At 62.9% G+C, this 23,487-nt stretch carries 21 protein-coding genes and 1 pseudogene; 16 read left to right on the top strand and 6 right to left on the bottom strand.

Features of this window, described 5'->3' with window-relative positions; all coding sequences use genetic code 11:
• From ENZ74_RS02305 to ENZ74_RS02295, 3 genes and pseudogenes are all read right to left on the bottom strand, one after another.
• A pseudogene (locus ENZ74_RS02305) lies at positions 1-303 on the bottom strand (ABC transporter permease); the annotation flags it as partial.
• Positions 291-1,883: a sugar ABC transporter ATP-binding protein gene (locus ENZ74_RS02300; RefSeq protein ID WP_063167483.1), complete on the bottom strand. Its 1,593-nt coding sequence runs from the start codon at positions 1,881-1,883 to the stop codon at positions 291-293. The pseudogene ENZ74_RS02305 and the gene ENZ74_RS02300, both read right to left, overlap by 13 nt.
• 11 nt (positions 1,884-1,894) lie before the next feature.
• The gene (locus ENZ74_RS02295) at positions 1,895-2,596 is read right to left on the bottom strand and encodes a GntR family transcriptional regulator (RefSeq protein ID WP_013533133.1); all 702 of its coding nucleotides are present in this window, start codon (positions 2,594-2,596) and stop codon (positions 1,895-1,897) included.
• A 176-nt stretch (positions 2,597-2,772) separates the two neighbouring features.
• On the opposite strand from ENZ74_RS02295, the gene ENZ74_RS02290 reads away from it, so the two are divergent.
• The 9 genes from ENZ74_RS02290 to ENZ74_RS02250 all read left to right on the top strand — a co-directional run bounded on the left by ENZ74_RS02290 (position 2,773) and on the right by ENZ74_RS02250 (position 14,474).
• A complete protein-coding gene (locus ENZ74_RS02290; protein WP_063167482.1) occupies positions 2,773-3,999 on the top strand; it encodes an iron-containing alcohol dehydrogenase in 1,227 nt (408 codons plus the stop codon).
• A 16-nt stretch (positions 4,000-4,015) separates the two neighbouring features.
• Positions 4,016-5,497 (top strand): NAD-dependent succinate-semialdehyde dehydrogenase, encoded by a 1,482-nt coding sequence (locus tag ENZ74_RS02285; protein ID WP_063167481.1) that lies wholly within the window; start codon positions 4,016-4,018, stop codon positions 5,495-5,497.
• Between the two features lie 10 nt (positions 5,498-5,507).
• A complete protein-coding gene (locus ENZ74_RS02280) occupies positions 5,508-6,332 on the top strand; it encodes an alpha/beta hydrolase (RefSeq protein WP_024502416.1) in 825 nt (274 codons plus the stop codon).
• A 393-nt stretch (positions 6,333-6,725) separates the two neighbouring features.
• A complete protein-coding gene (locus ENZ74_RS02275; RefSeq protein ID WP_032809776.1) occupies positions 6,726-7,679 on the top strand; it encodes an ABC transporter permease in 954 nt (317 codons plus the stop codon).
• Between the two features lie 33 nt (positions 7,680-7,712).
• Positions 7,713-8,729 (top strand): sugar ABC transporter substrate-binding protein, encoded by a 1,017-nt coding sequence (locus tag ENZ74_RS02270; RefSeq protein ID WP_063167480.1) that lies wholly within the window; start codon positions 7,713-7,715, stop codon positions 8,727-8,729.
• Positions 8,730-8,741: 12 nt separating this feature from the next.
• Positions 8,742-10,859 (top strand): SMP-30/gluconolactonase/LRE family protein, encoded by a 2,118-nt coding sequence (locus tag ENZ74_RS02265; protein WP_063167479.1) that lies wholly within the window; start codon positions 8,742-8,744, stop codon positions 10,857-10,859.
• Entirely contained in the window at positions 10,856-11,950 is a 1,095-nt protein-coding gene (locus ENZ74_RS02260) for a hypothetical protein (protein WP_063167478.1), read from the top strand. Before ENZ74_RS02265 ends, ENZ74_RS02260 begins: the two co-directional genes overlap by 4 nt.
• A gap of 3 nt (positions 11,951-11,953) precedes the next feature.
• A complete protein-coding gene (locus ENZ74_RS02255) occupies positions 11,954-13,453 on the top strand; it encodes a sugar ABC transporter ATP-binding protein (RefSeq protein WP_063167477.1) in 1,500 nt (499 codons plus the stop codon).
• 124 nt (positions 13,454-13,577) lie between these two features.
• On the top strand, positions 13,578-14,474 hold the full coding sequence (locus tag ENZ74_RS02250; protein WP_063167476.1) for a LysR family transcriptional regulator: 897 nt from the start codon (positions 13,578-13,580) through the stop codon (positions 14,472-14,474).
• A 100-nt stretch (positions 14,475-14,574) separates the two neighbouring features.
• Here ENZ74_RS02250 and ENZ74_RS02245 read toward each other — a convergent pair whose 3' ends face one another.
• The gene (locus tag ENZ74_RS02245; protein ID WP_063167475.1) at positions 14,575-16,071 is read right to left on the bottom strand and encodes an aldehyde dehydrogenase family protein; all 1,497 of its coding nucleotides are present in this window, start codon (positions 16,069-16,071) and stop codon (positions 14,575-14,577) included.
• 141 nt (positions 16,072-16,212) lie between these two features.
• Between ENZ74_RS02245 and ENZ74_RS02240 the strand changes: the two genes are divergently transcribed.
• The 3 genes from ENZ74_RS02240 (at position 16,213) to ENZ74_RS02230 (ending at position 19,326) form a co-directional block, all read left to right on the top strand.
• Positions 16,213-16,956, top strand: a complete 744-nt coding sequence (locus tag ENZ74_RS02240; protein ID WP_013533144.1) for a glucose 1-dehydrogenase — start codon at positions 16,213-16,215, stop codon at positions 16,954-16,956.
• 25 nt (positions 16,957-16,981) lie between these two features.
• Positions 16,982-18,082: an isocitrate/isopropylmalate dehydrogenase family protein gene (locus ENZ74_RS02235; protein WP_063167474.1), complete on the top strand. Its 1,101-nt coding sequence runs from the start codon at positions 16,982-16,984 to the stop codon at positions 18,080-18,082.
• A 104-nt stretch (positions 18,083-18,186) separates the two neighbouring features.
• Positions 18,187-19,326, top strand: coding sequence for an alpha-hydroxy acid oxidase (locus tag ENZ74_RS02230; protein WP_063167473.1), 1,140 nt, complete (start codon positions 18,187-18,189; stop codon positions 19,324-19,326).
• Positions 19,327-19,576: 250 nt separating this feature from the next.
• Here ENZ74_RS02230 and ENZ74_RS02225 read toward each other — a convergent pair whose 3' ends face one another.
• Entirely contained in the window at positions 19,577-20,176 is a 600-nt protein-coding gene (locus ENZ74_RS02225; protein ID WP_063167472.1) for a TetR/AcrR family transcriptional regulator, read from the bottom strand.
• A 357-nt stretch (positions 20,177-20,533) separates the two neighbouring features.
• Between ENZ74_RS02225 and ENZ74_RS02220 the strand changes: the two genes are divergently transcribed.
• Complete coding sequence (locus ENZ74_RS02220) at positions 20,534-20,686, top strand: hypothetical protein (protein ID WP_244514267.1); 153 nt, start codon at positions 20,534-20,536, stop codon at positions 20,684-20,686.
• Between the two features lie 204 nt (positions 20,687-20,890).
• Here ENZ74_RS02220 and ENZ74_RS02210 read toward each other — a convergent pair whose 3' ends face one another.
• Entirely contained in the window at positions 20,891-21,796 is a 906-nt protein-coding gene (locus ENZ74_RS02210) for a LysR family transcriptional regulator (protein WP_013533150.1), read from the bottom strand.
• Between the two features lie 135 nt (positions 21,797-21,931).
• Here ENZ74_RS02210 and ENZ74_RS02205 point away from each other — a divergent pair, with 135 nt between their 5' ends.
• The 3 genes from ENZ74_RS02205 to ENZ74_RS02195 all read left to right on the top strand — a co-directional run.
• Complete coding sequence (locus ENZ74_RS02205; RefSeq protein WP_024502406.1) at positions 21,932-22,654, top strand: LamB/YcsF family protein; 723 nt, start codon at positions 21,932-21,934, stop codon at positions 22,652-22,654.
• Positions 22,655-22,720: 66 nt separating this feature from the next.
• Positions 22,721-22,954 (top strand): acetyl-CoA carboxylase, encoded by a 234-nt coding sequence (locus tag ENZ74_RS02200; RefSeq protein WP_013533152.1) that lies wholly within the window; start codon positions 22,721-22,723, stop codon positions 22,952-22,954.
• On the top strand, positions 22,951-23,487 hold a 537-nt coding region (locus ENZ74_RS02195), incomplete at its 3' end, for a biotin carboxylase N-terminal domain-containing protein (protein ID WP_281059697.1). The genes ENZ74_RS02200 and ENZ74_RS02195, both read left to right, overlap by 4 nt.

Here is a 23,487-nt window from a genome sequence, read left to right as displayed (position 1 = left end):
GGCATGCGGCGCCACCGCGTTCATGAACATGATGGTGATGCCGGTGATGAAGGCGGCCATCGAGCCGACGGAAAGATCGAGCCCCCCCGACGAGATCACAAATGTCGCGCCGACCGCGATAATGGCGATGAAGGCGCTGCGGGTGATGACGTTGGCGAGGTTGGTGGCGGACAGGAAATCGGGGTTGATGAGGTAACCGGCCACCAGCAGAGCTGCCAGCGCAAGAAAAGGCCCGATATCGGTCCAACTGATGTTGAGATCGAGGGGGCGACGCCTGGGTGCGGATTCGCTCATGACAGCCATTTTGTGCCTCCCTTGGCTTTTGGCCCTGGCTTGGGGCCACTGGTCGCCAGTACCGCCACATTGCTTTCGGTCATTTCGGCGCCACTGACCTCGCCGGTGATGCGGCCTTCGCGCATCACCAGGATGCGGTCGCAGATGCCGATCAATTCCTGCATCTCCGAAGAGATGACGATGCAGGCCTTGCCCTTGGCCACAAGCTCCTGGATGAAGGCATAGATCTGCGCCTTGTTGGCGATGTCGATGCCACGCGTGGGCTCGTCGATAATGACCACCGAAGGATCGGTCAGCAGCACCTTCGCCAGCAGCAGCTTCTGCTGATTGCCCCCGGAAAGCTGGGCCGCTTTGGCGCCGAGGCTCTTCAGCCTGATGTCATATGTCTCCACGGCCTGTTCCAGGGCTTGCGCTTCGCGGCGCCGACCCATCGAGAGGCCGGGATGGAACACATCGAGCGCCGACAGCGTCAGGTTAGGCGCCAAGTGCTCTTGCAGCAGCAGTCCCTTGCCCTTGCGATCCTCGGTCAGGTAACCGACGCCGGCGTCGATCGCCGCGCGCGGCGATTGGAAATGGACCGACTTGCCCTCAAGTTCGATCTTGGCAACTGCCGGGCGCAAGCCGATAATGCCCTCGAAGAGTTCGGTTCGGCCTGCGCCGACCATACCGGCGAACCCCAGGATCTCGCCCTTGTGGACCGTGAACGACACGTCCTCCACATAGCCGGGAACGGAGGCGTTCCTCACGCTCAGCATCGGTACATCCGAAGGCGCTGCGGTTCTCTCAGGATAGAGCGCTGCCAGTTCGCGCCCGACCATCAGCCGCGCCATGTCCATCTGGCTCAGCGTCTTGCCGGGATAGGTGCCGACCATCTTGCCGTCGCGCAGAACGGTCACTTTGTCTGCGACCCGCTGCACCTCATCCAACCGGTGGCTGATATAGAGCACGGCGGTGCCGTGAGCCTTGAGTTGCAGGACGATCTCCAGCAGGCGCTCGACCTCGCCACCGGTCAGAACGGCGGTCGGCTCGTCGAAGATAACCACCTTGTGGTCGTCAAGCAGGGCGCGAGCGATCTGCACCATCTGCCGGTCTGCCAGCGAAACGTCGCGCACCAGTGCCCTTGGCGAGACCGCGCAGCCGATCTGCGCCAGTTTCTCGGTTGCCAGCCGGCGCATGGTGCGGTCATCCACGACATGGCCACGCGAAAGCTCTCGCCCAAGAAACAGATTGTCGGTGACCGTGAGCCCCTCGGCGAGCAGGATCTCCTGATGAACCAAAGCGATACCGGCATCCTGTGCTTGGGCAGGCTTGGCAAATTTCACCGCGTGTCCGTTCATCGACAACGTGCCGTGGCTTGGCTCGACATAGCCGGACAGCAGCCGCATCAACGTCGACTTGCCGGCACCGTTCTCGCCAATGATGGCATGGATCTCTCCCGGCAGGACGTCCAGGGTGACGTCCGACAGCACCGTCACTGGGCCGTATTGCTTGGACAATTCCTGGGCGCGCAGCACCGGTTCAAGCGAACCAGGCGCTTCGCTGGACAACGTGCTCCCGCCCTCCCCGGCGATATTCGCGGCAATGGACATCCGTTCCGACCTCAATCGAATGCCGGGAGCAGGCGATCGCGCGAGTGCTCGATATGGATGCGCATCGCCTTTTCGGCGGCATCGGGATCGGCCGAGCCGAACGCGGCAAGGATCGCCTCGTGTTCGTCAAGCGCCTCCTCGGTCACGCGTGCATGGAACATCAGGCGGAAGATGTGGAAGTGCGTGTGCTGGTGGCTCAACGTCTCACGGATGAGTTCGTTTTGAGAAAACTCCATGATCTTGTCGTGGAAGATCGCATCCTGTCTGGCGAAATTCGAATAGCGCACGCGATCATCCTTGCCTTCGCGGCGTGACATCACGCCGGCAGCTTCGAGCAACAGATCGAGCTTGGCGTCGTCCATCGTTGCGGCGGCCTTTGCGGCGCCATGCGGCTCGAGCAGCAGACGCATCTCGTATAATTCGTCGAAACGGCGCCGGGTGATCTGGGGCGCGGCACGATAACCGATCAGATGCGTCTTGAGCACCAGGCCTTCGCCTTCGAGCCGTCCGAGGGCTTCCCGGATCGGCGTGTGCGAGACGTTGAATTCCTTGACCAAGCTGTCGACTGTGATGCGCGAGCCGGGGGGGATCTTCAGCGCCATCAACTGCGCGAAGATGGCTTCATAGACATCTTCGACGAGACTGTTGGCGCGCTGGATGCGACCAGCTCCAATGCTGGCGTCGCTTGGGTCGGGTAAGTTTGCGGTCTGCATATTTTGCCTCTTGACAGTGAGGACTGCTAACACGATGGTTCCGCGGATGCAATCCTATATCCTATACGATTTTAAAGCGGATATCTTTTAAGTGCGAGAGACACACTCTTAAACCGTCCGATCCAGACCGAGTTCAATGCCTCCGTTTCCAGTCAGCAGCCGTCAAAGGAACAATCATGACCCTCTTCGCCGCCCTGCGGTTGCCGCGTGAAATCCTGTTCGGGAAGGGGCAACGCCATGTGCTGCCGACGGTCGCCGCCCGGTTCGGCCGACGCGCGCTGGTCTGCACCGACGAGCGTTTCGCGGGCACAACGGTATTCGCCGACATTATCAAGTCCCTTCAGTCAGCCTCGATCGAGGTCCTGGTGCATGATCGTGTTCTGCCCGACGTGCCACGCGATACGGTCGGCATCTGCGTCGAGGAAGCGAAGGGGTTCGGGCCGGATATGGTGATCGGCATCGGCGGCGGCAGCTGTCTCGATTTCGCCAAATGCGCCACCCTGCTGCTCAGCCATGGCGGCAAGCTCCAGGACTATTACGGGGAGTTCAAGGTGCCGGGTCAGACACTGCCGCTGATCGCCGTACCCACCACGGCCGGCACCGGCTCCGAGGTGACGCCGGTCGCGGTGATTTCCGACCCGGACCGGACGCTCAAGGTCGGCATATCGAGCCCTCACCTTATCGCCGCGGTCGCTCTGTGCGATCCCGAGCTGACAATGACCTGTCCGCCTGGCCTGACCGCGATCGCCGGCGCCGACGCTTTGACCCATGCGATTGAGGCCTTCACCGCCATGCGGCGCGGTGAAGATCCCAATCTGCCGCAACAGCATGTCTTCATCGGCAAGACTGCGCTGACAGACCATTTCGCGTTGCTCGCGATAAAGCTGCTTGGCCGGAGTCTGGAGAAAGCCTGCAGCGACGGCACGGATGCCGACGCGCGTGCCGATGTCATGATGGGCGCTCTGGCGGCGGGCTGCGCGTTCGGCACCGCCGGCACGGCGGCGGCGCATGCCGTGCAATACCCGGCAGGCGCCCTCACCCACACCGCCCATGGTTTGGGCGTGGCCACAATGATGCCTTACGTGATGACCTATAACAGCCGCGTCGCCGCTCACGAGATGGCAGAGATCGGCGCGGCACTTGGCTTGGAGGCCAAGGCGCGAACCGCCGACGCGATGGCAGCCGCCACGATCGAGGAGATCAGGCGATTGTTCGCGGCGATCGGTATTACGCCAACATTGGCGGATCTGGGCCTCCCTGCCGATAAGCTTGAGTGGACCGCCGAGCAAGCGCTCGGCATCGACCGCCTGATCAAGAACAATCCGCGTGCGTTCGATCTCGGCACGATGCGACGCCTCGTCCAGGCTGCCCATGACGGCGACCTCGCCGCCTGCGTTATGTGAGAAACGGAACAAAGCGATGAATTTGAACACTCAGCAACTCGACCAGGATGGCTATGACGTGCGCGGTTTTTCGCACGGACTCTACATCGACGGCACTTGGCGGTCGTCCTCCGACGGTCGGCTCATCGATGTCGTCGATCCCTCCTCCGGGGCGGTGATCGCGGCGGTTCCCGATGCGACGGTCGAGGACGCCACCGCCGCCGTCGAGGCGGCGGCCAAAGCAGCTAGGAGATGGCGGGAAACTGCGCCGCGCAAACGCTCGGAAATCCTTCGGCGCTGTTTCGAACTGATGGTCGAACGCTCCGAAACGCTCGCCATGCTGATCTCGCTGGAGAACGGCAAGGCGCTGCGCGACGCGCGCGGCGAAGTGGCTTATGCCGCCGAGTTCTTCCGCTGGAATGCCGAAGAGGCGGTCCGGATCACCGGTGAATTCGGCACCGCGCCATCCGGCACCAACCGGATCGTGGTCGATTATGAGCCGATCGGAATTTGCGTGCTGATCACACCGTGGAATTTTCCGGCCGCGATGGCGACCCGCAAGATCGCGCCGGCGCTGGCGGCAGGCTGCACTGTCGTCCTGAAGCCGGCCAGCGAAACACCACTGACGGCCTATGCGCTGGCGGCACTCTACAGCGAAGCCGGCGTGCCTGCCGGCGTCGTCAACGTGCTGACCACGACCAGTCCCGGGCCGCTGACTTCGGCCATGCTTGCCGATCCGCGGGTCAGGAAGCTGTCCTTCACGGGGTCGACGGGTGTCGGCCGAACCTTGCTCGGCGAGGCTTCAAAGCATGTCATTTCGTGTTCTATGGAACTCGGCGGCAATGCCCCGTTTGTCGTCTTCGACGATGCCGATCTCGACGCCGCCCTCGATGGCGCGATGATCGCCAAGATGCGCAACGCCGGCGAAGCCTGCACCGCCGCCAATCGCCTCTATGTGCAATCGGGAATCTATGATGCTTTTGCCGACGGGCTCCGCAAGCGCATGGCGGCACTTAAGGTGGGGGCGGGCCCGAATGCCGACACCGAGTGCGGGCCGATGATCACCAGAAAGGCTGTCGACAAGATCGATCGCCTGGTCAAGGACGCGGTGGGCCGGGGAGCCAAGGTGCTTTGCGGCGGGGCGATTTCGGAGGAAGAAGGATTCTTCTATCCGCCAACAGTGCTGTCCGAGGTGCCGCCGGATGCGGAGATGGCGCACGAGGAGATTTTCGGCCCGGTGGCACCTATCACACGCTTCGACACCGAGGCCCAGGCCATCGCCCATGCTAACAACACGGAATATGGCCTGGCCGCTTATATATACACACGCGATGTTGGGCGCGGCATGCGGGTGGCGTCGGGGATCGAGGCCGGCATGATCGGCCTCAACCGGGGACTGATGTCGGATCCGGCCGCACCATTCGGAGGCGTCAAGCAGAGCGGCCTTGGCCGCGAAGGCGGCCAGCACCACGGCATCGCCGAGTTCATGGAGGCTAAATATATTGCCGTCACCTTCTGAACCGGCAGTCATGTCAAAGGACCCTTTCCGCACGCGCGACCATGTGGCCGATTTTGACGATATCGTGGCCGACATAGTGACTCGCAGCGCCGAAACCCGGGCGACCCTGCCGATATCGGCGGGTATCGCCTATGGCGAGGGCGAGGCCGAAAGGTTGGACCTGTTCTTTCCGCCCGGTGTGCGCAGGGATCTTCCCGTGCACATCTTCATCCATGGTGGCTACTGGCGCATGTTCTCCAGAAGCGACTATTCTTATGTAGCGAACACAGTCACCAAAGCTGGGGCGATCGCGGTCATCGTCGATTATGCGCTGATGCCCGAATTCAGGATGGCGGCAATCGTCGACCAGATCCGGCGTGCCAAACAATGGGTGCTGGACAATATAGCCGCCCATGGCGGCGACCCTGCCCGGCTAAGCGTAAGTGGTCATTCGGCGGGTGCGCACCTGGCCACATTCCTGTTCGAAAAGGCGCCAATGCCGTCGCGCATACGTGCGGCGCTGCTGCTAGGCGGCCTTTACGACCTCAAGCCCCTTCAGACCTCCTTCCTCCAGCCGTTAATCGGCATCACCGATGAGGAGGCAGCTGCCTTCACCCCAATGACGCGGTGGCATGACCCGGAGACGGCAGCGACCATTCTCGTCGGAGATCAGGAAACGTCACCTTTTCACCAGCAGGCCGCCGACTTCGGAAAGCGCTTGCGCGCGCAGGGGCACCCTGTCAGCGACCTCCGCCTGAATGACCGAAACCACATGAACAGCGTGCGTGATCTGGGCATCAGCGGCACACAAGCTGGCGATTGCCTGATGGCGATGATCGATGGAAACGGCCTGTAGGACGGAAACCCAGGGAGAGCAGGGCCCGCTTGTGCCTTACTTGACATTCCCGTCACTCAGGAAAGTACCGTCACGGGGATCGCGGCACGCTGCCGGCATCGGGCTGAGCTTTGCGACAGGTGAAATCCGGCAGAGCACACAACCGACGATTCCTCATCCTCTTTTTCCACACTGACGAACTGCACAGCGCATCAGAAAATCGAAATTGCCCCTGCCGCCCTGAGCCGCGATGGTCTTTACGCAAGCAGCCGGCTTAGGGCTGTGGAGGAACGTCGTCGCGGCAAAGCCCTGGGGCAAGGCCGCTTTGGCACGCCGCTGGTTCAAACCGGCAGCGAGGGAGGAATTGACTTGGCTGGTTCGGGCAAATCCGACACCGCGCGCTTGGGCATCAAAATGTCCCAGGAACTCGTCGTCGGCGCGATCTCGGCCGTCCTCTTCCTGGTGTTCTCGGCGACGCTCAACAATTTCCTGAGCCAAGGCAACATCCTTGCCATTCTCAAGAATGTCTCGATCCTGGGCACGCTGGCCGTCGGCATGGGGCTCATCGTCGTTGGGCGCGGCATCGACCTGACCATGGTGGCGGTGATGGTCGTCGGCGTCGCCTTCAGTATTTGGATCTCCACCTGGGGCGTCGACTTCACGCTGGCCGTCGTCTTCGGGGCCATCCTGGTCGCGGCCATCGGCCTGTTCACCGGCGTCATGGTGGCGGTGGCCGAAATTCCGCCGATCTTCGCCACCCTTGCCATCGCGTCCTCGGTCTACGGCTCTGGCCGCATCGTCTTTGCGTCCGACGTGCTCTATGCCCCCTCCGATATCGGCTGGCTGAAATTCGTCGGCAACGGAACCATCCTCGGCATCCCGATGTCGGTGATCATCTTCGCGGCGGTGGCCGCGCTCATGGGCTTTTTCCTGAGGAAGACCCGCTTCGGCCGGCTGGTCTATGCTACTGGCGACAACCCGAACGCGGCCCGCACGACCGGGCTGCCGACGCGCCCGATCATCGTGACGCAATATGTCATCAGCGCCCTCATTGCCTATATCGCCGGCATCATCATGCTGGGGCTGGTCACCGGCATCGACACGCGCCTCTACAATTCCAGCCTGATCTATGACGTGCTGCTGGTGGTCGTGCTGGGCGGCATCGGCCTCTCCGGTGGCCAGGGCGGCGTACGCAACGTCATCGTCGGCACCATCCTGGTCGGCATCCTGACCAACGGCATGACGATCCTGAACTTCAGCTACACCAGCCAGAACCTGATCAAGAGCGTGATCCTGCTGGGCGCGCTGGCGATCGACGCCATCATCAATCCGCGCGACGAGCAGACCTCGCAAAGCGGCGACATCTGAACAAGAACCGAGACATAAATCTGGGAGGATACCATGAAGTTGTTCAAGAACTGCCTGCTCGCGGGCATGACAGCGCTGGCGCTGCTGGGCGCGGCGAAAATCGCCACGGCGCAGGAAACCGATCAGGTCGGCCGCTCTACCTATCTCGAGGCGCTCAAGGGCAAGAAGGTCATCTTCGTGCCAATCTCGCAGGGCATGGACCTCAACCAGGCCTGGGTGGTGGTGTGGCAGCGTCACGCCGCTCGCTACGGCTTCAGCCTCGAAGTGCGCGATCCCTCCGGCGACACCAATGCCGGCATTCGCGCCATGCAGGGCGCCATCGCCGAGAAGCCGGACCTGATCATCGTGCAGAACCCCGACGTCCAGACCTACGCACGCCTGTTGAAACAGGCGCAGGCGGCCGGCATCAAGGTGCTGCAAGTCAACATGCAGTCGGCCACCCAGACGGACAGTTATGTCGGCAACGACTGGATCGAAATGGGCCGTCTCGAAATGGGCGAACTGGCCAAGCACTGCACCGGGCCCAATGCCGTCTCGCACAAGGTGGTCTGGCTCGCCGGCGTCCAGACGGGTGCCGCCAACATCTACATGCGCACCGGCATCGACGAGGTGCTGAAGGCCAATCCCGAGCTGCAGCTCGTCTCCGACCAGCCGGCCGATTACATGAGCGAAGAGGCCCGCCAGATCACCGAGACGGTCCTCCAGCAGCATCCGGACCTGTGCGGCATCATGGGCATCTGGGATAATGCTGAGGTCGGCGCCGGTGCCGCCGTCGTGGCCGCCGGCAAGCAGGACCAGGTGACGATCGTCACCAATGGCGCGGGCAGCGCCACGGGCTGCGAGAGCATCAAGAACGGGCTGCTCGACGTGATCTTCAACTTTAATGCCCCGATCCAGGCCGAGATCGCAGCACAACAGATTTCCGAGCTGCTGCAGCAGCCCGGCCGGCAGGCGGGCAGCGAGAAGACCATCTTCTTCGGCCCGATCACCCGCGTCGACAAGGCCAATGCGACCGGCAGGAATTGCTGGAAGCTGGACGAGCTCAAGTAACGGACTTCCTTGATGAGCATGGCTGAAAGCCTTGTGCGCTGGCGCTACCGCCTGCTCCCCGACCACGTGGTCGGGGAGATCCTGACCAAGAAGTGGATCGACAGCGTCATCCCCTTCACGGCGCTGGTGATTTTGTGCGCGATCTTCGGCTCGATCGTGCCGGGCTTCTTCGATCTGGCGACGCTGACCAATCTCAGCGGCCAGACCGCCGAGCTTGGCCTTGTGGTGCTCGGCATGACCATCGTCATGGTGTCAGGCGGCATCGATCTGTCTGTCGGGTCGACCTTCGCGCTCGCCGTGCTGGTCACGCTCTATGGGATGAATGTCGAGCAGTGGAGCTTTGGTACCGGCCTGTTGGCGTGCCTGGGCCTCGGCGTCGTCTGCGGCGCCATCAACGGCTTCCTGGTTGGCTTTCTGCGCATGCGGGCGTTTCTCACCACGCTGGTGACGCTCATCATCTACCGCTCGACCTTCGACATCGTCTTTCCCCAGGTCTCGACCCGGATCGTCACCAGCGGTCCGGACTCGCCAGCCTATGATTTTCTTGGTTTCGGTACGATCTGGGGCGTGCCGACGTCCTTTGTGGTGTTCGTCGTCATCGCGCTGATCATCCATCTCGTGCTGTCGCGCGCCCGCTATGGCTGGCGGCTGTTCGCGGTCGGCGGCGCGCGCCGCTCTGCCTACAATGCCGGCATCAATGTGCGCTTCATCTTGTTCAGCGCCTATGTCTTGTGCTCGGTACTGGTGGCGCTCTCCGGCTTCTTCTTCTCGGCCCGCATCGGCAGTGCCGCTTCCGACATCGGCACCGGTCTCGAACTGCAGGTGTTGACCGCGACCGTGCTCGGCGGCATCTCGCTAGGCGGCGGGCGCGGCTCGGTCGCCAAGGCGCTGATGGGCACCGTCTTCGTGCTTGTCCTGTCGAACAGTCTGCTTGCGCTGGCCGTGCCCGGCCCGGTCAATTTCCTGATCCTCGGCATCGTGCTGCTTTTGTCGGTGCTTCTCGACGTTCGCTGGGTGAAGAACCGCCACAAGATCCTGCGCAGCGTCTACATCTCGCCAACCTTCGCCAAGATGCCGCAGGCGATCTCGACCGCGCCCGGCGCGCCAATGGCGGTGAATGACCGGTTGAAGGACGTCGGCGTCATCGGCCTCGGCGTTCTCGATGGCGCGGAGGATGTGATCTTCGACCGGCAGGACCGTCTCTACACCGGCAGCCGCCAGGGCGAGATCCTGCGCTTCCAGCCGCCCCATTACACCGATAGCGAAGTGTTCGCACATATTGGCGGCTCGCCGCTCGGCATGGCTTTCGACCGCGACGACAACCTCGTCATCTGCGTCGCTGGCATGGGCCTCTATCAGGTCTCGCCGGCCGGCGACGTAAAGCTGCTGACCGCCGAAACCAACCGCTCACTGACCTCGGTGGTCGACGACTCGACCATGAAGCTCGCCGACGACTGCGACATCCTGCCGGACGGCCGTATCGTCTTCTCGGAAGCGACAGTGCGCTTCGAAATGCATGACTGGTATGCCGACGCGCTGGAAAGCCGCGGCAACGGACGCATCATCGTCCATGATCCCAAATCCGGTTCGACACGCACACTGCTGTCGAACCTCGTCTTCCCCAATGGCATCTGCACGGCCTTCGACGGCCAGTCGGTGCTGTTCGCCGAAAGCTGGGCCTGCCGCATCAGCCGCTACTATTTCGATGGCCCGAAGAAAGGCCAGGTCGAGCGCGTCATCGAGGGCTTGCCCGGCTATCCCGACAACATCAACCGCGCCTCCGACGGTACCTACTGGCTGGCCCTGATGGGCATGCGCACGCCGGCCTTGGATCTCTCGCTTGAAATGCCGAGCTTCCGCCGTCGCATGGCGCGGCGCGTATCGGAAGACGCGTGGCTGATGCCCAATCTCAACACCGGCTGCGTGCTGCGCTTCGACGAGAACGGCCAGATCCTCGAAAGCCTGTGGGACCAGGCCGGCGAGAAGCATCCGATGATCACCTCGATGCGCGAGCACAAGGGCATCCTCTATCTCTGCGGCATCTTCAACAACCGCATGGGCACCTTGCCCTTGAAAGGCGTCGATCCCGACTGGTTCAGCTCGGATTCCTACTGGGGCAAAAAGCCATGAGCGGTTTGAGCCAGCTTCTTGACCGCTTTCTCGGCCGTGGCGAGTGGGCAGTGACCGTGCCGACGCTCGACGGGCCGTTGCTGCCCAACCAAGGACTGGAGGAAGCCGAGCCGTTCGCCGGCCTCGCCGAGGCCGACAATCTCGTACGCACCGAAAAGGGCATTCTGGCAAGCAGCGCCAACCGGCTGATGCGCTTTAGCGCCGACGGCCATGCCGAAACCTTGCAGGAATTTCCGGGCGAGATCACCGCACTCGCCCATGCCCGCGGCATGACCGCGATGGCCATCGACGGCAAGGGCGTCGTCGTCCACGGCGGCCTGCATGACGGGCGCGAGGCGACGGGTGAGGAGGCTCGGCGCCTCTCCTGCATCACCGCTCTCACCTTCCTCGACAGCAACACCTTGCTGGTGGCCAACGGTTCGGCCTCAGTGCCGGCGAGCAGTTGGCGTCGCGACCTGATGCAGAAGAGCGTGTCCGGTTCGGTCTGGCGGCTCGATCTAAAAAACGGCCGGCTGGAGCTTGTCAGGGACGGCTTGGCCTGGCCGGCCGGCATCGCCACCACCGGCTCCAACCGCATCTACGTTTCGGAGGCCTGGCGCCACCGCGTGCTGGCGATCGACCTTGCCACCACGGCGACGCTGCCCGTGCTGGAGCATCTGCCGGCCTACCCCGCCCGCATCGCCCCGGCCTTCAACGCCGGCTATTGGCTGACCTTCTATTCCGTGCGCAACCAACTGGTGGAGTTCATCCTGCGCGAGGAGACCTACCGCACCCGCATGCTGGCGGAAGTCCCGGAGGCCTACTGGATGGCGCCGTCGCTCGGCTCATGGCGCGACTATCGCGAGCCCATGCAAGGCAGCCAGTTGAAGCAGATGAACGTGCTGAAGCCATACGCGGTGACAAGGTCCTACGGGCTGGTGGTTCTTTGCGACGAGAACATGAAGCCGCTGTCGAGTTTCCATTCGCGCGCAGACGGCAAGGTGCACGGGACGCTGAGCGCCTGCGAGCTGGGCGATGATCTGCTGGTCGCCTCGCGCGGCGGATCGAGGATCGTGCGCGTGGCGAGCGCCGCCAGCGGCAAGCGAGGCTAAGCGATGTCGGACGCCAACATCATTGAACTCAGGAATGCCGCCAAGGCATTCGCGCGCATTCCGGCCTTCAAGAATGTCAATTTCGACCTGCGCAAAGGAGAAATCCACGCGCTGCTCGGCGAAAACGGCGCCGGCAAGTCGACGCTGACCAAGGTCATGGCCGGTGTCTTCAAGCTGACCGAGGGCAAGATGACCTTCGACGGCAAGGATGTGTCCTTCGCCACGCCCGCCGAAGCGCTGCGCGCCGGCATCGCCATGGTGTTCCAGGAAACCAACCTGGTGCCGGCCATGACCGTGGCGCAGAATCTCTATCTCGGCGAAGAGAAGATGTTCAACCGGTTGCGCGGCCTCTACATTCAGGCGCGGCAGTTCCTCGCCGGCATGGGCTTCCAGGTCGACCCGTCCGCGCAGGTCAGCACGCTGGGCGCGGCGCACAAGCAGATGGTGGAGATCGCGCGCGCCGTCCACCACAAGGCCCGCGTCATCATCTTCGACGAGCCGACCGCGACGCTGACGCCTGAAGAGAAGAGCCACTTCTTCAAACTTTTGCAGCGGCTGGTGAAGGAGGGCATCGCCGTCATCTTCATCACCCATGCGCTGGAAGAGGCGCTTGCCGTCGCCAACCGCATCACGGTCATGCGCGATGGCGAGATCGTCGCGTCCGGCGAGGCCAAGGGCTTCACCCGCGCCTCGATCGTGCAGGCCATGGTCGGCCGCACGCTCACCGAAACGCTGCATGGCGAGGTCAAGCGCACGGCGCGCCCCTATGGCGACAAGGTGCTTTCGGTCGAGAATCTGTCCTGCGCCGGCCTGGTGCGCAACTCTTCCTTCTCGGTGTTTTCAGGCCAGGTCACCGGCATGTTCGGCCTTGTCGGCGCCGGCCGCACCGAAATGGCCAAGGTCGTCGCCGGACTGTTGAAGCGCAACATCTTCCACGGCGGCGAGATCCGCCTGCTCGGCAAGTCGGTGCGCTATCGGGTGCCCAGGCCTGCGGTGCGCGACGGCATCGTCTATGTCACCGAGGATCGCAAGGTCGACGGTTTCTTCGAAACCATGACCGCGGGCGAGAACCTGCAAATGGGTGAACTGACCGAGGGCGCCAATCCCGTCTCCATGGTGTCGCTGGCGCGAGCCAGGCAACTTGCCCGCGAATGGGGCGAACGTCTGAGCCTGCGGCAGACCAGCGACCGAGCCCGGATGATCGAGCTCTCCGGCGGTAACCAGCAAAAGGTCGTGATCGCCAAATCGCTGATTCAGAAGCCGAGGCTGGTGATCTTCGACGAGCCGACACGCGGGGTCGACGTCGGCGCCATCGTCGAGATCCACCAGCTCATCAGCGATCTCGCTGAGCAAGGCATGGCCGTCGTTGTCATCTCGTCCTACCTGCCTGAAATTCTCGCCGTTTCGGATCGCATTCTGGTGGTCAAGCGCGGCCGCGTGGTCGAGGAGATGATGCTTTCGGAGGCCACCGAGGAACGCGTCATGTTCGCCGCGGTTCATTGAGCGGCTCGACAAGAGAGACACTTTTGCCGGCCAAGCCAGGACCAATGTCTGGCCTGCCCTATTGCCTTGCAATCGGTTCCGCGTCTGAATAGGTCAGGGGTCAGATCACCCTGCCCGAGCGGATATGCCCAGCGTCAACCTCAAACTTCTGCAGACGTTCTTGCTTGCCGCCGAAAACGGCAGCTTCCGACGTGCTGCCGAGGAGAGCAACCGTTCGCCATCGGCGGTCTCGATGCAGATTCGCGACCTTGAGGAGCAGATCGGCATCTCGCTGTTCATCCGCACCGCACAGCGTGCCAGCCTGACGCCGGAAGGCCAGATCCTGTTCGAGGAGATCGCCAACGTGATGTCACAGGTGCAGACCAGCCTCGACCGCCTGACGGAGGTCGCCGCTCGTCGCAAGGGCAAAGTGCAGATCGCCTGCGCCCCGACGCTCGCGGCAAGCCGGCTGGGCGATATCCTGGCGACATTCAAGTTGCGCTATCCACGCAGCATCGTCGAGGTCATCGAGAGTCCGCCGCAGGCCGCGCTTGGCCTTTTGCAACAGCAGGAGGTCGAGTTCTACATCGGCCCGGAACTGCCAAACCTGACGGACTTCCAGTTCGAGTCCATCCTCGACGATCCGCTGATGGCCTGCATCCCCACGGAAATATACGGCGGCGAAAAGAAGCTGCTGCTCTCCGACCTGCTGCGCTATCCGCTCATCCTGCTCAACCGCAAGACCGCCGTGCGCGGCCTTGTCGATCGGCTGACGGCGGCGGAAGGCATCGAGTTCAAGCCGCAATACGAGGTCGAAAGCGCACAGACGGCGGTGGCACTGGTGTGTTCGGGACTTGGCGTCTGCGTGGTGCCCGGCATCGCCATTTCGCGCAATGACGAGCGTATGCGGGTGGTGCCGATCGACCATCGCGACGCCCACCGCTCGGTCGGCATCATCACCGCGCGGGGCTATGTGCACCACTCCTTCTCCGAACAGCTGATGAACCTCATCCGCACCAATTTGCGCGAACTTGCAAACTGAGCGTCGCGCCTTCGGACAGGCACCTTGCACGAGCGCCGAGAATGGTGCGCTGGGAATGCCGCCATTGGCAGCCCGGCCTCACCTGAATATCAGCGCACCCTCAGTCGGTCTGGATCCAGATCGACTTGGTCTCCAGATATTCATGCAGATGTTCGATGCCGCCCTCGCGGCCGTAGCCGGACATCTTCATGCCGCCGAACGGCACCGCCGGGTCGATGGCGTGGTACATGTTGACCCATACCGAGCCGGCCTTGATGCGGCGGGCGAGCTTGTGGGCGGTGCCAAGATGACTGGTGCAAATGCCGGCCGCCAGGCCATAGGGCGTCGCATTGGCCCGCGCCACGGCTTCGTCGAGCGTGTCGAACGGCATCGCCGAAATCACCGGACCAAAGATCTCTTCACGCGCGATGGTCATCTTGTCCGACACCGCACCGAAGACAGTCGGCGCGATGAAATTGCCGCCGTCGTAGGGCCCGCCGGTCAGTCGCGAGCCGCCCGCCATCAGTTCCGCGCCTTCGTCGCGGCCGGCCTTGATATAGCCCACCACCTTGCCGGCCTGCCTGGCATTGATGAGCGGGCCGATTTCGGTTTCCGCCTCGATGCCATGGCCGATGCGAAGCCTGCCGGTAAACTCGGCGACCCGGCGCACGAATTCGTCATGGATTTCGCGGGCCACGAAAAGCCGCGAACCGGCGATGCAGATCTGGCCCGAATGCACGAACACAGCCATCGCGGCGACAGGAACCGCCTTGTCGATGTCGGCATCGCGGCAGACGATGATCGGCGATTTGCCGCCGAGCTCCAGGGAAACGCGCTTGAGGTTGGTCACGCCCGCCCGCGCGATGGCCTGGCCGGTCAGCGTCGAGCCGGTGAAGACGATCTTGTTGACGTCGGGATGTTCAGCGAGCCGCGCCCCGGCCTCTGTCCCGGTGCCGGTGACGACGTTGACGACGCCGTCGGGAACGCCGGCCTCCTGCATCAGCCTGGCGATCAGCAGCGGCGTCAACGAAGCATCCTCCGAGGGCTTCAGCACGATGGTGCAGCCGGTGGCGAGCGCCGGCGCGATCTTCCAGATCGACGCCGCGGTCGGAGCGTTCCAGGGGATGATCGCGCCGACAACGCCTACCGGCTCGCGCCTTGTGAACGAGACGATCTCGCCGGGGATCGAATTGTCTATGGATTCGCCATGCAGCGCGGTCGCCATGCCCGCATAGAAGCGCAGCATGCCGATGACGCGCCGCCGGTTGGCGAGCGTGCGCGTGATCGGCAGTCCCATGTCGAGAGTGTCGGAAACGCTGAGTTCTTCCCAATGGGTCTCGAAGAGATCGGCGATGCGCAGAAGCACGCACTGCCGCTCGTAGGGCGAGAATTTTGACCACGGCCCTTCGAAGGCCGTGCGCGCAGCGTCCACCGCCGCATCGATGTCGGCCGCCGAGCCACGCGGCACGGTGGCCAGCACTTCGCCAGTCGCCGGGTTGAGCGCCTGCATCTCCTGGCCGGATTGTGCCGGAACCCACTTGCCGCCGACGAACATCGGCCGGAATTCGCCATGGTAGAGCGCCGTGGCCTTCGCCCGCGGGTCGAAATTCAGCGTCATCTCTTCCTCCTCACAATTCCGTGGCGACTATGACTCCCACGCCGGTCGACCTCAAACAAGGAAAGCTAAAAGGGCGTTCAGATAATCGGACTGTGCAATGCACGCGACTTCCCCGATGGTGCCGGCAACGGAGGAACAGATATGAGACTTGCTGGCAAGGTCGCTATCGTCACGGGCGGCGGTTCGGGATTTGGCGAAGGCATCGTCAGGAAATTCGTCACCGAAGGTGCGCTGGTCGTGTTGATGGACCGTGATGAGGCCGCCGCGGCTCGCGTTGCTGCCGAAGCCGGCGAAAATGTGCGGCCAATCACTGGCGACGTCTCGACACTCGGAAGCTTCGAAGCGGCGGCAGACCTGGCCCGCTCGGCCTTTGGCGGTCTCGACATACTGGTCAACAATGCCGGCGTGGCCCAGCCGCCCTTGGCGCTCGAGACGATGGACGAAGAGATGTTCGACCGGATCGCCAACGTCAACATGCGATCCATCTACAATGGCGCCCGTGCGGTCGTCGCGCATTTCAAATCCATCAAATCAGGCGCCATCCTCAACGTCGCCTCCACCGGCGGCGTCTCGCCGCGCCCGAATTTGACGTGGTACAATGCTTCCAAAGGCTGGGCGATTGCCGCCACCCGGGCCATGGCCGTGGAACTCGCCCCCTTCGGCATCCGCGTCAACGCCATCAATCCGGTTGCCGGCGACACGCCACTTCTGTCCACTTTCATCGGCTCCGGCGAAGAGAACCGCGCCCGCGTCGTCGCCACCATTCCGATCGGCAGGCTGTCTACGCCGGCGGACATGGGCAACGCCGCGGCATTCCTGTGCTCCGACGAGGCCAGCATGATCACCGGCGTCGACCTCAACGTCGATGGCGGCAAGTGCATCTGAGCGTTAGACCATTTGGGAGTTGGCGATGAAGCCTGTCTACGAAATCGCCGTGGTGCATGGCGACGGCATCGGCCCGGAAGTCTGCGCCGCAGCGGTTCAAGTGGTGAAAGCAGCGCTCGGTCCCGGCAGCCCCTTGCACTTCAGCGAATACCCGGCCGGAGCCGAGCATTTCCTGAAGACCGGCCAGAGCTTTCCCGAGCCGACCTTCCAGGCCTGCCGCGAGGCGGACGCCATCCTGCATGGTGCGGGCGGCTTGCCGGGCGTCATCCATCCCGATGGGACCGAAGCAGGCCTGGATTTCACGCTGAGGCTGCGCTTCGAACTCGATCTCTATGCCAACATCCGCCCCGTCAGGCTTTTCGAGGGCGTGCCGAGCCCGTTGAGCGGAGTGAAGGCCGGCGGTATCGACTACATCATCTTGCGCGAGAACAGCGAAGGGCTTTACGCCGCGCGGGGATCGGGCGCGCTGTTGCGCGGCGAAGTGGCGGTCGACACGCTGGTGCAGACCCGCTCCGGCATCGAGCGCATCGCACGCAAGGCCTTCGAACTGGCGCGCCAGTCGGGCGGCGCGCCCCGTGACGGCGTGCGCCGGGTGACCTGCTGCGACAAGGCCAACGTGCTGCGCAGCTATGCCTTCTTTCGCTCCGTCTTCGACGAAGTGGCGAAGGACTATCCCGATATCGCGACCGAGCACGCGCTGGTCGACGCCATGGCGATGCATCTCGTGGTGAAACCGGGCCATTTCAACGTCATCGTCAGCGAGAACATGTTCGGCGACATCCTGTCCGACCTCGCCGCCGCGACGGTGGGCGGGATGGGCATGGCGCCTTCAGCCGAGATCGGCGCGGCCAACGGCTTCTTCCAGGCCGCGCACGGCTCGGCGCCCGACATTGCCGGCCAGGGTATCGCCAATCCGTATGGGACGATCCTGTCGGCAGCCTCGATGCTCGACTGGCTCGGCCACAAGCATGGCGACGAGAGACTCAACCAGGCCGCAGCGCGCATCCGTCGCGTGACCGAGGACTGCCTGGCCAACGGGCTTCTGAGCGCCGATCTGAAAGGCAGGGCGTCGACCAGCGAGATAACCCGTTCGGTCTGCGACCGGCTCGCTGCCGGGCGCGACTGATATGACCAAGCCAAGGATAAATCTTGTTGGACCTGGCAAGGTCGGCCAGACGCTCATGCGCCGGATATTCTTCATCGCCGGCCGGCACAGGGTCCAGACCTGAGATGGGCGCTCTCGATCGCCAGGTTTCGGTCGAGGACTTTCGCACGCTTGCCCGTCGTCGTCTGCCGAAATCCGTCTTCGAATTCATCGATGGCGGGGCGGGGCAAGAACTCACCCTCAAAGCCAATCGAAGCGATTTCGAAAAGATCAGAATTTTGCCGCGCGTGCTTACCGATGTTTCGCATCCGAACGTTTCCACGACGCTCTGGTCCGAGACCTTGCCAACACCGCTGGTGATCAGCCCGATGGGCTCCTGCGCGCTGGTCAGGCCCGGAGCCGACATTGCCATCGCGAGGGCGGCAACCGCTCGCAGCATCCCCTACACGCTCTCCACCATGGCCACGGCCAGCATCGAAGGCATGGCGCGAGCCGTACAGGGGCCGCTGTGGTTCCAGCTTTATGTGCTCAAGGATTTCGACTTCAATCGCCAGTTGGTGAGGCGAGCGGAAGAATTTGGCTATTCGACGCTGGTGGTGACCGTTGATCTGCAAGCCGGTGGCAAGCGCGAAAAGGATCTTAGGAACGGCATATCTATCCCACTGCGGCCTTCGGCCCGGCATCTCTGGGAAGGCATGCTTCATCCTGGCTGGTCGCTGCGCCTGCTGCGCGGCGGTCTGCCCCAGTTCGAGAACGTCCGCGGCTATCTCGGTGACAACAGCGCCGGCCTGACGATCGCCGCGCGTGTTGGCGGCAGCCTCCATGCAGGTTTCGACTGGGACGATTTCCGCCAGATCCGCGACTGGTGGAAAGGCCGGCTGCTGGTCAAGGGCGTCCTGCACCCGGGCGATGCGTCGCGACTGGTGGCGGCTGGTGCCGATGGCATCTGGGTGTCCAACCATGGAGGCCGCCAGCTCGACGGTGCTGTATCGAGCATCGATGCCCTGCCCGCTATCCGTCAGGCACTTGGCGCCCAAATCCCGATCCTCATCGATTCCGGTATCCGCACGGGCACGGACATCGTCAAGGCCAAGGCACGCGGCGCCACCGTCGCGGCGATCGGCCGGGCCGCCCTGTTCGGCGCCGTGGCTGGCGAGCCCGGCGTGGCCAAGGCACTGGATATCATCCTGGACGAAGTGGTGACTTGCCTCAGGCTCTGCGGGATCCCCCGTTTTCAGGAAGCGGGATCAGAAATGATAGCATAGCGCCAAGACGAGTGCTCACGCTTGGTCAAGAGGTACAGAAAACCCCCGCTCGTCCAATATTCTTCCTCATCATGCCAAGGTTTTGCTATCGCGGTTGTGCAAGCGGCTGCGGGCGGCCGACCAATTGCCGCCCTCACACGCCGCTCCTTCCCAAGCCCAGCGGCCGCCTGTCAGAGAGCACTTGTTTGATGCACACCCGCTAGCGGCGGTCGTGATTAAATTCGAGAGGCTGCACAGTCGGATAGGCAGACTAAGGTCGGCCGCCCGGTGCTGTTTTCGGTTCCATCCACCCGTTCTTCAGAATGTCGCGAAGCACGTTGCGGATGTCTTCGCCCGCTGCCGTTGCGCCGCTCGCCCAAGCGATCGCCAGTGCCCCGAAAAAGATGTCGCGCCCGGTCATCGTCCGTCGTGCAAGCCCTTCGTCCTGTGCAGCCTTCAGGATTCGCTCCGTCGTCGCGATGACAGCATGGCAGGTCGGCGTCAGCGGGGATTCTACTCGGCAAGCCGCCCGTAACGGTTCAGGCAAGCCCTCATAAGCCAGCATCCAGTCGCCGAGAGCTTCAACCCAGAGTTCGAGTGCGCGGCCTGCATCGCTCTCCCCGGCTTCGATTTCAACGCGACGATGGTCGAGGCCTTCATAATGAAGAACTAACAGCGCAGCCAGCAGGGCGTCTTTGTTTGGAAAATGGCGGTAGAGCGTCCCTGCTCCCACGCCCGCCAGCTTCGCAATAGAATCCATCGAAACGTCAACACTGTCGTTGCCGAACGCTTGTCGCGCCACCTCGAGAATGTGCGCCCGATTATGCTGCGCGTCCCTGCGCAGGGCTGACGCGACCGAAAATTGCGACATTACTGACCTTGAACCCTTGAATACCGGAGACACTCTCCGTATCTAAAAGCCGAATCGGAGAGAGTCTCCATATAGCCCCCGGTCGATTATTCTAACAGGTCGGCATTAGCGAGCGAAACGAGGACACGATGATCAGGCAGATGATACCGGCATGCATCCGGACAACGGGCACCGCAACCTGCCTGGCGCCTGGCGCGCGCCGTCAGTAGATGCCGCGAGCTATACGAGTTTCGAGGCGGACTGCTCCGTCGGCAGCACCGCCCTGCGCGACCCTCTGGATGTCCGCTCAATACGGAATAGATCCGCGCACCATGCGCTGAGCAACCGGGCACGCCCGCCTACTGCACGGAACTGACGTTGCCTGATCTTCAGGATGCGCTGTCCACGGCGGAAAAGGCGCGCGCACCCGGAATTCGCGACGCGCTGATCAAGGGCTTCATCGAGGCGACGCCTCCCCTCCGCCACGAGCAGATCGTAGCCCGCAACCGTGAAGTCACCGCCCGCCGATGAGAAACTTCTCCGGTTCCGGTCCGAGGTGGACCAATAAGACTGTCCAAGAATTCCTTCTGTTTGTCGGGAGCAACCTGAGGGACGACGATGACGAGGTAATTTGCGACAAAGGTGAAATCCCCCTTGATGATGCGAGGCATCAGCTCCTGCGCGCGGCATGCTCCGCTGCTCAACCAGCCATAGCGCCTGACTGGCGGCAGGAGGTTAGCCGCCGCCGCCCATGGTTACGGACATAAAGGCCCGGAAGGCCGCAGCCGCCGGTTCGATTGATCTGTCACGCGACCAGGCAAGGCCAACGTCCATAGTGGGGATGGGCTCGACAAGCCCGCGCACTTCGATGCGCTGCCCCTCCAAGGACCAGGGGCGGTAAACCATGTCGGACAGGACAGTGACCCCCATGCCGGCAGCCACGAGCGACCGCACGGCCTCGACCGAACTGGTGGTAAGGACGGCGCGGAGCGAAAGGCCCGCGGCATCCCAGTAACGGGCGGCCGTCGTGCGTGCCTCGTCAACCGTCAGCATGACATAATCTTCCGCCGCCACATCGGCGAGGCTGATCTCCTGCCGCGCGAGGAGGTGATGATCAGCCGAAAGCCAGAGCCGGCGGTTCGACCGCATCAAGACCTCCTGCGCCAACTCCTTGGTGTGCTCCAGGTTCGACACCAGCATCACGGCCATGTCGATGTCCCCGCACATCAACCCGCTTTCGAGAGCGTCTCGGGGCAGTTCCAGCACCTCGACCTCGATCTCGGGATAGGTCTTTCGAAAGCGCGCGTAGTGGCGCGACATGTAGTAGCCGACGACCGTGTAGGTCATGCCCAGCCGCAGCTTGCCCGCCAGGCCCTTCCTATCGCGCAACGGGCTTCGGACGGCGGCAGCGACGGCCCCGGTGATAACACGCGCATGTTCAAGAAACCGCGCGCCCTCCATCGTCAGTCTTACGCCAGCGTGGTTACGCTCCAAAAGCCGTACGCCCAGGTCAGCCTCAAGCGTCTTTATCGCCGCAGTGACCGCCGATTGCGAGATGTTGAGTTCCACCGCGGCATGACTGACCTGTCCGCTCTCGGCGGTCGCGATAAAATAATCCAGCTGTTTCAAGGTGATGGTCATGGTGCGCCCTGGCCCAGAACCATTATCTGTTTTTTTGATATGACAATCAATAAACTACTATTTCACAAATGCCCTCGCATGCGCAAAAAATGCTGCAACGCCGCAAAGACGGCAGCTTCGAGGGGTAACAATGTGATGGCGGTGACGCTAAACTGCGACATGGGCGAAAGCTTTGGCCTCTACAAGGTTGGCGATGATATGGGCATGATGCCCATCATCGACGTTGCCAATGTCGCCTGTGGTTTTCACGCTTCCGATCCGGATCACATGCACACCGCCGTCCGCAGCGCCAAGGCGAGTGGCGTAAAGATCGGCGCCCATCCAGGCTTGCCCGACATTCAGGGTTTCGGCCGGCGCGAGATGCGGATGACCCGCGAAGAAGTCAGAAACACCATCATTTACCAGGTGGGAGCGCTTGCCGGCTTCCTCAAGGCCGAGGGTGTGGAACTCCACCACATCAAGCCGCATGGCAGCCTCTACTTCATGGCCATGCAGCAGGAGGCAATAGCCCATGGCGTGTGCGACGCGGCAGAGATTTTCGGCGTACCCCTCTTCGGCATGACGGGCACCCTGCATGAGAAGATCTATCAAGAGCGCGGTATCCCATTTGTCGCTGAGTTCTATGCCGATCTCGACTACGATGCCTCCGGCAAGCTGATCTTGACACGCGTTCATGACGCCAAGGACCCCGCAGAGATGGCCGAGCGGTGCGTACGCGCCATCAGGGAGGGCGAGGGCACGGCAGAGGACGGCAGTTTCTTCCCTGTACGCTGCGAAACCATCTGCGTGCATTCCGATACGCCGAACGCCATCGAAATAGCCCGGGCCGTGCGCACCGCAATCGCCCCCTGGCACTGAACTCGACCGAACCCGCCCGCGCGGGCGGTTCCAGATTAGTCTGTCCGCAGTTTTCCGGAGCTTTTTATGGCCCAGATTCTTTCACCTCTTCCCGGCACTTTTTATCGCAGCGCTTCGCCAGACCAGCCGCCATACAAGGCGGATGGCGACGCGGTGTCCGCCGGAGACGTAATCGGTCTCATCGAAGTGATGAAGTCGTTCCACGAAGTGAGGGCCGAGACGGCCGGTACGAACATCCGCTTCATTGCCGACAATGAGGATCCCATCATGGCCGGCGCACCTATTGCGGATCTCGACTGATGCTGAAAAAGCTTCTGGTTGCCAACCGGGGCGAGATAGCGGTCAGGATCATCCGGGCCGCGCAAGATCTGGGGATCGCCACCGTGGCGGTGTATTCGGCCGCAGACGCCGAGTCGCTCCACGTCCAGCTTGCGGACGAAGCGGTCAACATCGGCCCACCAGCTGCAAAGAAGTCCTATCTCAATGTCGAAGCAATTCTGAAGGCTGCCCGCGACACCGGTTGCGACAGTGTTCATCCAGGCTATGGGTTCCTTGCCGAGAATGCCGCGTTTTCCGACGCGGTCACAGGCGCTGCATTGGTCTTCGTCGGCCCGTCGGGAGATGCGATCCGGATGATGGGAGACAAGGTCTCGGCGCGATCGGCCGCTGCCGCTGCAGGTGTCCCCGTCGTGCCAGGCTCGGCTGGCCGGGTCGAGGGCCTCGAGGCTGGCCACGAGGTGCTGACCGCAACCGGTTTTCCGGTGATGATCAAGGCGGCGGCAGGCGGCGGCGGGCGGGGCATCCGCATCGCGAACTCGCTTGCCGAGTTCGCG

It is taken from the genome of Mesorhizobium sp. M7A.F.Ca.CA.002.15.2.1, from assembly GCF_003998715.1.
GTDB classification, from domain to species: domain Bacteria; phylum Pseudomonadota; class Alphaproteobacteria; order Rhizobiales; family Rhizobiaceae; genus Mesorhizobium; species Mesorhizobium ciceri.
This window is presented reverse-complemented; position numbering and strand designations above follow the sequence as displayed.

Excerpts from the sequence above, each read along its gene's own strand:
- ENZ74_RS02300 (WP_063167483.1), bottom strand. The coding sequence starts at position 1,883 with ATGTCCATTGCCGCGAATATCGCCGGGGAGGGCGGGAGCACGTTGTCC.
- ENZ74_RS02295 (WP_013533133.1), bottom strand. The coding sequence starts at position 2,596 with ATGCAGACCGCAAACTTACCCGACCCAAGCGACGCCAGCATTGGAGCT.
- ENZ74_RS02290 (WP_063167482.1), top strand. The coding sequence starts at position 2,773 with ATGACCCTCTTCGCCGCCCTGCGGTTGCCGCGTGAAATCCTGTTCGGG.
- ENZ74_RS02285 (WP_063167481.1), top strand. The coding sequence starts at position 4,016 with ATGAATTTGAACACTCAGCAACTCGACCAGGATGGCTATGACGTGCGC.
- ENZ74_RS02280 (WP_024502416.1), top strand. The coding sequence starts at position 5,508 with ATGTCAAAGGACCCTTTCCGCACGCGCGACCATGTGGCCGATTTTGAC.
- ENZ74_RS02275 (WP_032809776.1), top strand. The coding sequence starts at position 6,726 with ATGTCCCAGGAACTCGTCGTCGGCGCGATCTCGGCCGTCCTCTTCCTG.
- ENZ74_RS02270 (WP_063167480.1), top strand. The coding sequence starts at position 7,713 with ATGAAGTTGTTCAAGAACTGCCTGCTCGCGGGCATGACAGCGCTGGCG.
- ENZ74_RS02265 (WP_063167479.1), top strand. The coding sequence starts at position 8,742 with ATGAGCATGGCTGAAAGCCTTGTGCGCTGGCGCTACCGCCTGCTCCCC.
- ENZ74_RS02260 (WP_063167478.1), top strand. The coding sequence starts at position 10,856 with ATGAGCGGTTTGAGCCAGCTTCTTGACCGCTTTCTCGGCCGTGGCGAG.
- ENZ74_RS02255 (WP_063167477.1), top strand. The coding sequence starts at position 11,954 with ATGTCGGACGCCAACATCATTGAACTCAGGAATGCCGCCAAGGCATTC.
- ENZ74_RS02250 (WP_063167476.1), top strand. The coding sequence starts at position 13,578 with ATGCCCAGCGTCAACCTCAAACTTCTGCAGACGTTCTTGCTTGCCGCC.
- ENZ74_RS02245 (WP_063167475.1), bottom strand. The coding sequence starts at position 16,071 with ATGACGCTGAATTTCGACCCGCGGGCGAAGGCCACGGCGCTCTACCAT.
- ENZ74_RS02240 (WP_013533144.1), top strand. The coding sequence starts at position 16,213 with ATGAGACTTGCTGGCAAGGTCGCTATCGTCACGGGCGGCGGTTCGGGA.
- ENZ74_RS02235 (WP_063167474.1), top strand. The coding sequence starts at position 16,982 with ATGAAGCCTGTCTACGAAATCGCCGTGGTGCATGGCGACGGCATCGGC.
- ENZ74_RS02230 (WP_063167473.1), top strand. The coding sequence starts at position 18,187 with ATGGGCGCTCTCGATCGCCAGGTTTCGGTCGAGGACTTTCGCACGCTT.
- ENZ74_RS02225 (WP_063167472.1), bottom strand. The coding sequence starts at position 20,176 with ATGTCGCAATTTTCGGTCGCGTCAGCCCTGCGCAGGGACGCGCAGCAT.
- ENZ74_RS02210 (WP_013533150.1), bottom strand. The coding sequence starts at position 21,796 with ATGACCATCACCTTGAAACAGCTGGATTATTTTATCGCGACCGCCGAG.
- ENZ74_RS02205 (WP_024502406.1), top strand. The coding sequence starts at position 21,932 with ATGGCGGTGACGCTAAACTGCGACATGGGCGAAAGCTTTGGCCTCTAC.
- ENZ74_RS02200 (WP_013533152.1), top strand. The coding sequence starts at position 22,721 with ATGGCCCAGATTCTTTCACCTCTTCCCGGCACTTTTTATCGCAGCGCT.